This window comes from Flavobacterium sp. AK-345, from assembly GCF_058310175.1.
The window spans coordinates 80,933-92,273 of sequence record NZ_JBZEER010000014.1; the positions used below are offsets into that span (position 1 = coordinate 80,933).

General features: G+C 33.2%; 6 protein-coding genes. 4 read left to right on the forward strand and 2 right to left on the reverse strand.

Going from position 1 to position 11,341, the window contains the following annotated elements; genetic code table 11:
• The first annotated feature begins 36 nt into the window (after window positions 1-36).
• On the forward strand, window positions 37-4,347 hold the full coding sequence (gene rpoC, locus AC4FQ3_RS20060; RefSeq protein ID WP_073397289.1) for a DNA-directed RNA polymerase subunit beta': 4,311 nt from the start codon (window positions 37-39) through the stop codon (window positions 4,345-4,347).
• Between the two features lie 10 nt (window positions 4,348-4,357).
• The gene (locus AC4FQ3_RS20065) at window positions 4,358-4,669 is read left to right on the forward strand and encodes a DUF3467 domain-containing protein (RefSeq protein ID WP_026985797.1); all 312 of its coding nucleotides are present in this window, start codon (window positions 4,358-4,360) and stop codon (window positions 4,667-4,669) included.
• 252 nt (window positions 4,670-4,921) lie between these two features.
• Here AC4FQ3_RS20065 and AC4FQ3_RS20070 read toward each other — a convergent pair whose 3' ends face one another.
• Together AC4FQ3_RS20070 and AC4FQ3_RS20075 are read right to left on the reverse strand one after the other, a co-directional pair.
• Window positions 4,922-6,514: a peptide chain release factor 3 gene (locus AC4FQ3_RS20070; RefSeq protein WP_042564011.1), complete on the reverse strand. Its 1,593-nt coding sequence runs from the start codon at window positions 6,512-6,514 to the stop codon at window positions 4,922-4,924.
• A gap of 136 nt (window positions 6,515-6,650) precedes the next feature.
• Window positions 6,651-8,093 (reverse strand): alpha-amylase, encoded by a 1,443-nt coding sequence (locus AC4FQ3_RS20075; protein ID WP_491183036.1) that lies wholly within the window; start codon window positions 8,091-8,093, stop codon window positions 6,651-6,653.
• Window positions 8,094-8,612: 519 nt separating this feature from the next.
• Between AC4FQ3_RS20075 and AC4FQ3_RS20080 the strand changes: the two genes are divergently transcribed.
• The gene (locus AC4FQ3_RS20080) at window positions 8,613-10,046 is read left to right on the forward strand and encodes a peptidylprolyl isomerase (protein WP_042564013.1); all 1,434 of its coding nucleotides are present in this window, start codon (window positions 8,613-8,615) and stop codon (window positions 10,044-10,046) included.
• A 78-nt stretch (window positions 10,047-10,124) separates the two neighbouring features.
• On the forward strand, window positions 10,125-11,078 hold the full coding sequence (locus tag AC4FQ3_RS20085) for an AAA family ATPase (protein WP_073397295.1): 954 nt from the start codon (window positions 10,125-10,127) through the stop codon (window positions 11,076-11,078).
• Window positions 11,079-11,341 lie beyond the last annotated feature (263 nt).

The window sequence follows — 11,341 nt, forward strand, 5'->3', positions numbered from 1 at the left end:
AATTTTTTAATTGCAAATAAATCAATAGTAAAAACTATGATGAATAATAGAAATAATAATAAAGATAAAAATCCAGTTAAAAGATTTAATAAAATCTCAATTGGATTGGCTTCACCAGAATCTATCTTGAAAGAATCAAGAGGAGAGGTTTTGAAACCAGAAACTATCAACTACAGAACTCACAAACCAGAGCGTGACGGACTTTTCTGCGAAAGAATCTTCGGACCTGTTAAGGATTTCGAATGTGCTTGTGGTAAATATAAAAGAATTCGTTACAAAGGTATCATCTGTGACCGTTGTGGTGTTGAAGTTACAGAGAAAAAAGTACGTCGTGACAGAGTAGGACACATCAATCTTGTTGTGCCAATTGCTCACATTTGGTATTTCCGTTCTCTTCCAAACAAAATTGGTTATATCCTTGGTCTTCCATCTAAGAAATTAGATATGATCATTTACTACGAAAGATACGTAGTAATCCAGGCTGGTATTGCTAAAAATGCAGATGGAGAATCATTACAAAGATTAGATTTCTTAACTGAAGAAGAATATTTGAATATTTTAGATACTCTTCCACAAGAAAACCAATATTTAGATGATATGGATCCTAATAAATTTGTTGCCAAAATGGGAGCAGAATGTATTATGGATTTATTGGCTCGTATTGACTTAGATGCTTTATCTTATGAATTAAGACATAGTGCTAATAACGAAACATCTAAACAACGTAAAACTGAAGCTTTAAAAAGATTGCAAGTTGTTGAGTCATTCCGTGAGTCTAACTTAAACCGCGAAAATCGTCCTGAGTGGATGATTATGAAAGTGGTTCCTGTTATTCCACCAGAATTACGCCCGCTTGTTCCACTTGATGGAGGTCGTTTTGCAACTTCAGATTTAAATGACTTATACCGTCGTGTAATCATCCGTAATAACCGTTTGAAAAGATTAATGGAGATTAAAGCTCCTGAAGTTATCTTAAGAAACGAAAAACGTATGTTACAAGAATCTGTAGATTCATTATTTGATAACACTCGTAAAGCTTCTGCTGTTAAAACAGAATCTAACAGACCATTAAAATCATTATCTGATTCCTTAAAAGGTAAGCAAGGACGTTTCCGTCAAAACTTACTTGGAAAACGTGTGGATTATTCTGCTCGTTCGGTAATTGTTGTTGGTCCTGAATTAAAATTATTTGAATGTGGATTGCCAAAAGATATGGCATCTGAGTTATACAAACCTTTCGTAATCCGTAAATTGATTGAAAGAGGTATTGTTAAAACAGTAAAATCTGCTAAGAAAATTATAGACAAAAAAGAGCCTGTAGTTTGGGATATCCTTGAAAATGTAATTAAAGGTCACCCAGTATTGCTTAACCGTGCTCCTACGTTACACAGACTTGGTATTCAAGCTTTCCAACCAAAATTAATTGAAGGAAAAGCAATCCAATTGCACCCATTAGTATGTACGGCTTTCAACGCCGATTTTGATGGGGATCAGATGGCAGTTCACTTGCCATTAGGACCAGAGGCTATTTTAGAAGCACAATTATTAATGTTGGCTTCTCACAATATCTTGAACCCTGCAAATGGTGCTCCAATTACTGTACCTTCTCAGGATATGGTCTTGGGTCTATATTATATGACCAAAGAACGTATCTCGACACCAGAACATGTAATTTTAGGTCAAGACTTAACTTTCTATTCTGCTGAAGAAGTAAACATTGCATTAAACGAAGGAAGATTAGAATTGAATGCTCGTGTAAGAATCAGAGCAAAAGATTTTAATGACGCTGGAGAATTAGTGTATAAGATTATTCAAACAACTGCAGGACGTGTATTATTTAATGAAGTAGTACCGGAAGCAGCTGGATATATCAATGATGTATTGACTAAGAAAAACCTTAGAGATATTATCGGACACATTTTAAGTGTGACTGATGTACCTACAACGGCAGCTTTCTTGGATAATATGAAAGATATGGGTTATAAATTTGCATTTAGAGGAGGTTTATCTTTCTCTCTTGGTGATATTAGAATCCCAGAACAAAAAACTAAATTAATTGCAGATGCCAGAGAGCAAGTTGAAGGTATTTCTGTGAATTATAACATGGGTCTTATTACCAATAACGAACGTTACAACCAAGTTATTGACGTATGGACTTCAGCAAATGCTCAGTTAACAGAATTAGCAATGAAAAATATTAGAGAAGACCAACAAGGTTTCAACTCTGTATATATGATGCTTGACTCTGGAGCGAGGGGTTCTAAGGAACAGATTCGTCAGTTAACTGGTATGCGTGGTTTGATGGCTAAGCCTAAAAAATCTACTGCTGGTGGTGGAGAAATTATTGAAAACCCGATTCTTTCTAACTTTAAGGAAGGTCTTTCGATCCTTGAGTACTTCATTTCTACTCACGGTGCTCGTAAAGGACTTGCGGATACGGCTCTTAAAACTGCCGATGCCGGATACTTAACAAGAAGACTTCATGACGTTTCGCAAGATGTTATTGTTAACATCGAAGATTGTGGAACTTTAAGAGGTGTTGAAGTTTCTGCTTTGAAGAAAAATGAGGAAATCGTTGAATCATTAGGAGAAAGAATTTTAGGACGTGTTGCATTGCAAGATGTTATAAATCCACTTACTAATGAAGTAATGGTTCAATCAGGTCAACAAATTACTGAGGCAATCATGAGAACTATCGAAGCTTCTCCGATTGAAAGAGTAGAGGTTAGATCTCCATTAACTTGTGAGGCTTTAAAAGGTATTTGTGCTAAATGTTACGGTAGAAACTTAGCTACCGGAAAAATGACACAAAGAGGTGAAGCTGTAGGAGTTATTGCAGCTCAGTCTATTGGTGAGCCAGGTACACAGTTAACACTTCGTACGTTCCACGTTGGAGGGGTTGCCGGAGGTATTTCTGAAGAATCTAGTATTGTTACAAGATTCAACGGTAGACTTGAGATTGAAGATTTAAAAACTGTTAAAGGTGAAGATAGTGAAGGTAATGCGGTTGATATCGTAGTATCACGTTCAACTGAATTAAAATTAGTTGACGAGAAAACTGGAATCGTTTTAAATACACATAACATTCCTTACGGTTCTAGTATCTTTGTTAAAGATGGAGAAACTGTTACTAAAGGATCTGTGATCTGTAAATGGGATCCATATAATGGTGTAATTGTTTCTGAATTTACCGGTAAGATTGCTTACGAAGATTTAGAGCAAGGACAATCGTTCATGGTTGAAATCGATGAGCAAACAGGATTCCAGGAAAAAGTAATTTCTGAAGCTAGAAATAAAAAATTAATTCCAACTTTATTGGTTTACGGTAAAGAAGGTGAATTGATTCGTTCGTATAACTTACCAGTAGGAGCTCACCTTATGGTTGAGAACGGTGAGAAAATTAAAGCAGGTAAAGTATTAGTAAAAATTCCACGTCGTTCTTCTAAAGCAGGCGATATCACGGGAGGTTTACCAAGAATTACTGAGTTGCTTGAAGCTCGTAACCCTTCAAACCCTGCAGTTGTTTCTGAAATTGACGGTGTTGTTTCTTTTGGAAAAATCAAAAGAGGTAACCGTGAAATTGTTATCGAATCTAAATTTGGTGAGATTAAAAAGTATTTAGTTAAACTTTCTAGTCAAATCTTAGTTCAGGAAAATGACTTTGTAAGAGCAGGAGTACCATTGTCTGACGGTGCAATTACACCAGATGATATTTTAAGAATTCAGGGACCAGCTGCTGTTCAACAGTATTTGGTAAATGAAATTCAAGAGGTATACCGTTTACAAGGGGTGAAAATTAACGATAAGCACTTTGAGGTAGTTATTCGTCAAATGATGCGTAAAGTTAGAGTTCAGGATCCGGGAGACACATTGTTCTTAGAAGATCAATTAATTCACACTAAAGATTTCATCGTTCAAAACGATAAATTATATGGTATGAAAGTAGTTGAAGATGCTGGAGATTCAGCTGTATTGAAACCAGGTCAGATTATTTCTCCTCGTGATTTACGTGATGAAAATTCATTATTGAAACGTACTGATAAAAATCTTGTTGTGGCAAGAGACGTAATTACTGCAACTGCAACGCCAGTTTTACAAGGTATTACAAGAGCTTCGCTACAAACTAAATCATTCATTTCTGCTGCTTCTTTCCAGGAAACAACAAAAGTACTTAACGAAGCTGCTGTAGCTGGTAAAGTAGATGATTTAGAAGGATTAAAAGAAAATGTAATTGTTGGACACAGAATTCCTGCGGGAACTGGTATGAGAGAATACGATAATACTATCGTAGGATCTAAAGACGATTACAATGAAATGATGGCTAATAAAGAAGAATATATTTATTAATTAGGAAACTATGAGTAATCCGAAACAACAACAAGAACAAATTAATATCGAGTTAGATGAAACTATCGCAGAAGGAATTTATTCTAATCTTGCGATTATAAATCACTCATCATCAGAGTTTGTTTTAGATTTTGTGAGCATTATGCCGGGTATTCCTAAAGCCAAGGTAAAGTCAAGAATTGTCCTGACACCACAACATGCTAAAAGATTATTAAAAGCAATTGGTGAAAACATTCATCGTTTTGAAGTAGCTCACGGCGAGATCAAAGACACTGAACAAGCTCCAATACCGCTTAATTTTGGTCCTGCGGGACAAGCATAATATAAAAAGCCCCAGAAATGGGGCTTTTTTTTGTTGAAATTGAAACATAAAAATCTGTAGTTTGTCCGATTTTATTTCACTTAATCGAGTATATTTCTTTATGCAATTTTAATGTAATAAATTAGACACTCCGTAATTAGGATAAAAGTAATTTTAGAATATAATGACTTAGTAAGGTTGATTTAATTCAGATTAAAAAAAAGCGCTAATATTTAAATTAGCGCTTTTTTTATTATTTTTTGGAAGTGAAAATTAATCAAACTCTGAAGTAAAGAATAATTTTACAGTTGGATATTTATTTTGAGTCATCTGAATTGTAAAGTCAGAATCGGCTAAAAATACCAATTGACCGTATTTATCATGTGCTAAGAATTTTTGTTTAATACGTTTAAATTCTTTGAATTCATCATTTTTAGCATCATCAGGTTTTACCCAACATGCTTTATGAACAGGGAAATTTTCGTAAGTACATTTTGCACCATATTCATGCTCTAAACGATATTGAATAACTTCATACTGAAGCGCTCCAACTGTACCAATAACTTTACGATTGTTCATTTCTAGAGTAAACAACTGTGCAACACCTTCATCCATTAACTGATCAACACCTTTGTCAAGCTGTTTTGCTTTCATTGGGTCAGCATTGTTGATGTATCTAAAGTGTTCCGGAGAGAAACTTGGAATTCCTTTAAAACTCATGATTTCGCCTTCGGTTAAAGTATCTCCAATTTTAAAATTTCCGGTATCATGTAAACCTACAATATCACCTGGATATGAAATGTCTACAATTTCTTTTTTCTCAGCAAAGAAAGCATTAGGACTTGAGAATTTTAAATTTTTCTTTTGACGAACGTGATAATAAGGCTTGTTTCTTTCGAAAGTTCCCGAAACAATTTTAATGAAAGCTAAACGGTCTCTATGTTTTGGATCCATATTAGCATGGATTTTAAATACAAAACCTGTCATTTTTTCTTCTTTTGGATCAACCAAACGAGTTTCAGAATCTTTTGCTCTTGGAGAAGGAGCGATTGTTACGAAACAATCTAGCAATTCACGAACTCCAAAGTTATTTAATGCCGATCCAAAAAATACTGGCTGAATTTTTCCGTCTAAATAATCCTGACGCTCAAATTTCGGATAAACTTCATCGATTAATTCTAATTCTTCACGAAGTTTGTCAGCTGCTTTTTGACCAACGATTTTATCTAATTCAGGATTGTTTTGAACATCAGAGAAAGCGATCGTTTCTTCGATATTTTTACGGCTGTCACCGCTAAAAAGATTGATATTTTCTTCCCATAAATTATAAATCCCCTGAAAGTCATAGCCCATTCCGATAGGAAAACTCAAAGGAGTAACTTTTAATCCCAATTTTTGTTCCACTTCGTCCATTAGGTCAAAAGCATCTTTTCCTTCACGGTCTAATTTATTGATGAAAACAATCATCGGAATGTTACGCATTCTACAAACGGCAACTAATTTCTCCGTTTGTTCCTCAACCCCTTTTGCAACGTCAATTACAACAATAACACTATCAACTGCGGTTAAAGTTCTAAAAGTATCTTCGGCAAAATCCTTGTGTCCCGGAGTATCAAGAATGTTGATTTTTTTGTCTTTATAATTAAAAGCAAGTACAGATGTTGAAACCGAAATCCCTCTTTGGCGTTCGATTTCCATAAAGTCACTCGTTGCTCCTTTTTTAATTTTATTATTTTTTACAGCACCAGCTTCCTGAATTGCCCCTCCAAATAACAATAATTTCTCAGTTAAAGTCGTTTTACCGGCATCGGGATGCGATATAATTCCAAATGTTCTTCTGCGTTGTATTTCTTTTAAAAAGCTCATATTTTGTATAAATAGGTTGCAAAAGTACTATTAATTACCGCTTAATAAAAATATTCACTTCTTAATTTGGGAAGTGTTTCTTTTAAAGAAAAAAATAAGGCTGTTATTATAACAGCCTTACATTAGTCATTTTAAATTACTGATTAATTGACCAAACTGAATATCCTTTTGGAGGACATTGTATTTTTACCCATTTGTCTGCTTGAGTAGTTGGATACCAGGTTGAGTTTCCGGTAAAATCTTTAATTTGAGTATTTGCCCAATTAGTTTCAACCCATCTTTCTTGCCAGGAAGATGAATTATTGATATAAACCACTAATCCCGGATTTCCGTTGTATCCATTTCTTCTGGCAACATATTCATCATTATCAGAATATAAAATTGAAGTTGTACCAGTTGCTTTGTTGTTATGAATCCAGATCAGATTGTTTAATTTGCTCTTATCCAGCCATTCCTCATAATCTCTATAGAAAATTGTTGGATATCCTTCATGCGTTAAAATATAAGAATACGCCAATAATTTATTTGAAATTTCATCCGTATCATGATTGGTTACAAAAGTTACCGCTTTATATGGATTTCTTTTCCACATCATATCGTCATTTAAAAGAGCCAGATTATTTCCGTCAAAAGCATCATTCATTTTGTAGTAACAAGCAAAATCAAATACAGAACTATTAGCATTATTCGCCCAGTCATTTAATATGTTTACATTAGAATCCCATAATTCACCTACAGAAAATCCACCTACATTTGCATTCCAGTCCCTAACAACCCAAGAGCCAAAACCTTTAACGTAGTCAAATCTCCAGCCATCAAATTTCATCGTATTTTTGTAATATTTACCAACGCCATCAGCTCTCAGCCACAACCAATCTTTCACATTAGGGGCAGCGTGGCATAAATCTGGAAATCCGCCAAAGCTTCCTTCATCATTATTGCCAAAACTATTTTTATAAAAATCATTATAAGTACGTTTAAATTTTCCAGAAGCAACTCCGGTAAAATTTGTCCAGGTATTTGTTCCCGTAAAAGGATTCGCTTCTGATTGGCCACCGCTATTGTGATTAATTACGATATCAGCATATACTTTCATGTTTTCAGTGTGTGCTTTTGTAATCAGGCTTACCAATTCAGTTTTAGAACCAAATCGGGTTTCGATAGTTCCATTTTGGCTATAATCTCCAAAATCGAAATAATCCGTTGGATCATATCCCATAGAAAATGCTCCGTTTTGCGCCTTTGAGGCAGGAGGAAGCCATACAGATCCAATTCCGGCATTAGACCAGTCGGTTAATTTAGTCGTAACAGTATTCCACCAGTTTCCGCCAGCTGGAACATCCCAATAAAAAGCCTGCATCATAACGCCTCCACCAGGATTATCAACATATTTGCCTGTTAGAGATGATTTGGTTTCTCCTGTACTAAAAGGTTTTCCGTCATGATGTGTTACATTGATGATTTTGAATTCTTTACTCGCTGCACTTGCGCCATTTTCAGATGTTTCAATGTCAGAACAAGCACAAAACAATGCAGTAATTGCAACAAAGCAATAAAATTTCACAAAAGGTTTTTTCATAATAATGATTTGGTTAAGGTTAGATTAATAAAGTTGTAATTGTATCGGATATTAATGGTAAAAGTGAATTATTCTTAATTTTATCACATGTAAAATATTAATTACTCATCTAAAGTATGTAAATTTTGTTATGTTGTAAATTATAGGAAAATATTTATATTACGAAAACGTTGTAGTGTTGAAAACTTTTAATTGTAGGAGTAAAAAATTTAAACAATTCCGTCATAAATAAAACCACAATTATATCGATATGAGCTTTATTATTTGGAGATTGTATTTTGAAGTATTTCTGCTGATAAACAACTTCTTATTAATTGAATTTACGAGCTATCCCATAATTTTTTGTTAATAGTATTGCTGATAGTTGTATTATGTAATTGAATTGTTATTTTTGTTCGTTATAAGTTAGAAGAAACTAGAAGTTAATTATTTAATGTTTCAGAATGAATTTTTGAAAGAGAAATAAATGAATTGGTAGTTTAAATAAAGTCTAAAAGCATTCAAATTAAATTTAAAATAATGTTATTAAAAAAAATTCAGCTAAAAACAATTGATTACAAATTTGGGTTAACAATATGTTTTTTACTTTTTTTCAACTCATTTATTTCAGCACAGGAAATTATTCCGGATGTTGTTGTAGCAGAAAAACCAGTTGAAGCTCCTTCTGGACAGAAGCAAAAAATTGACGGTATTATTGCAACTGTTGGAGATTATATTGTTTTAGATTCTGATATTGATAAAGGATATTTAGAAATTACCAGTCAGGGAGGTTCTACAAAAGATATTACAAGATGCCAAATGCTTGGTAAACTTTTAGAGGATAAATTATATGCGCATCAGGCTATTCAGGATAGTATTATTGTAAGCGATGCTGAAGTAAGAGGAATGATGGAAGAGCGTCTAAACTATATGATGCAGCAAGTTGGAGACATAAACAAGGTTGTAGCTTATTATAAGAAAAACTCTGTAGAAGAATTCAAAACTTACTTTGCTGATATCTTAAAAGAGCAAAAGTTAGCTTCTGAAATGCAGAAAAAAATTATTGATGCAGTTGAGATTACACCAGAAGAAGTTCGTAATTTCTTTAAAAAAATACCAAAAGATGAATTGCCAACTTTTGGAGCAGAAATGGAAGTAGCACAAATTGTTGTAGAACCAAAAGTTTCAAAAGAAGACGAGCAAAAGGTTATTGACCGATTAAATGGTATTAGAAAAGATGTATTAGACGGATCTAGTTTTGCTACCAAAGCAGTTTTATATTCACAAGACCCGGGATCATCTTCTAGCGGAGGTTTTTATAAAATGACAAGAAAAACACCTTTTGTAAAAGAGTTTAAAGATGTTGCTTTTAGTTTGGCAGAAGGAGAAATTTCGGAACCATTTAAAACTAATTTTGGATATCATATTATTATGGTAGATAAAATAAAAGGACAGGAAGTTGAATTACGTCATATTTTAATAGCTCCAACTGTTTCTGAAGATGCTTTGAAAGAAGCTAAAGAAAGAATCATAAATATTAGAAAAAAGATTGAAAGTAAAGAAATTTCTTTTGCTGATGCAGCCAGAACAGAATCTGATGAAAAAGAAACTAGAGCAAATGGTGGTACTTTAGTAAATCCTAATACACAAGACACACGTTTTGAATTGACTAAAATGGATCCGACATTATACAGTCAGGTTTCGAATTTAAAGGATGCTGAAATTTCTCAGCCACTTTTAAACACAGATGAAAAAGGTAAAAAAACATATAAGTTAATTACTGTTACCAACAGAATTGAAGAGCATACGGCGGATTATGCTAAAGATTATACTAAAATTAAAGAATTAGCATTAAAAGAAAAACAAATCAATGCCATTGCTAAATGGTTTGACGAAAAAATAAAAGATACCTATATCAAAATTATTGGAGAGTACAGAGATTGTACTTTTACAAACAATTGGTTGAAAAAATAATTTTTATTAAATAAATAAAAAGAGTTAGTTTTATGATTTCATAGTACTAACTCTTTTTAATTTTAAATACATTCATAAATGTCTGACGTAACAGCAATTCATAATTTAGTTCAAAAACGTAACGAATTAAAAACCGAAATAGCAAAAATAATTGTAGGGCAGGACGCCGTTGTAGATCAAATTTTACTTTGTATATTTTCGGGTGGACATGCTCTTTTGATAGGTGTGCCGGGATTAGCAAAAACATTATTAATAAATACTTTGTCTCAGGCATTAGGTTTAGATTTTAAAAGAATTCAATTTACGCCGGATTTAATGCCGTCAGATATTTTAGGAAGTGAAATTTTAGATGAAAACAGAAGGTTTAAATTTATAAAAGGACCCGTTTTTTCTAATATTATCCTGGCTGATGAGATTAATAGAACACCGCCAAAAACACAAGCAGCTTTGCTTGAAGCAATGCAGGAACGTTCTGTTACAATCGCTGGTGAAAATCATAAATTAGATTTACCTTATTTTGTATTAGCAACTCAAAACCCAATTGAGCAAGAAGGAACTTACCCGTTGCCGGAAGCCCAGTTAGACCGTTTTATGTTTGCTATAAAATTAGAATATCCTAGTTTTGAAGAAGAAGTACAAGTCGTAAAACGTACAACTTCTGATGCTAAAACAACTATAAATCCATTATTTACAGCGCAGGAAATTATCGATTTTCAACATTTAATCCGCAGAATTCCGGTAGCAGATAATGTTATTGAATATGCTGTATCTTTAGTAAGTAAAACACGTCCGGATAATAAGTTGACAAATGATTTTGTTAGAAATTATTTAGATTGGGGAGCGGGACCAAGAGCATCTCAAAATTTAATTTTGGCAGCAAAAGCACATGCCGCTTTTAATGGTAAATTTTCACCTGATATTGAAGATGTAAAAGCAGTTGCAATTGGTATTTTACGCCACAGAATTATTAAAAACTACAAAGCTGATGCTGAAGGAATAACTGAAGAAATTATTATTCAGAAATTATTATAAAAGGAACAAAGTTTGCGAAAAGCCTAACATTAAATTGTTAGGTTTTTTTTGTTTGATTTGGAAATTTATATCGTAAAATAATCTTTAATAAAACTTCGATAAAATTCTATTTCAATATCATTGAAAAAGTGAATTTGATGTCAACTATAACGATGTAAATTCTAATTTAGAAAGATTCTTTACTTAAAACAGGCTCAAAATAGGGTTTGTTTATAACAACAAATTTCGACTTTGTTAAAGAAAAGATTTTAAAATATCAATAA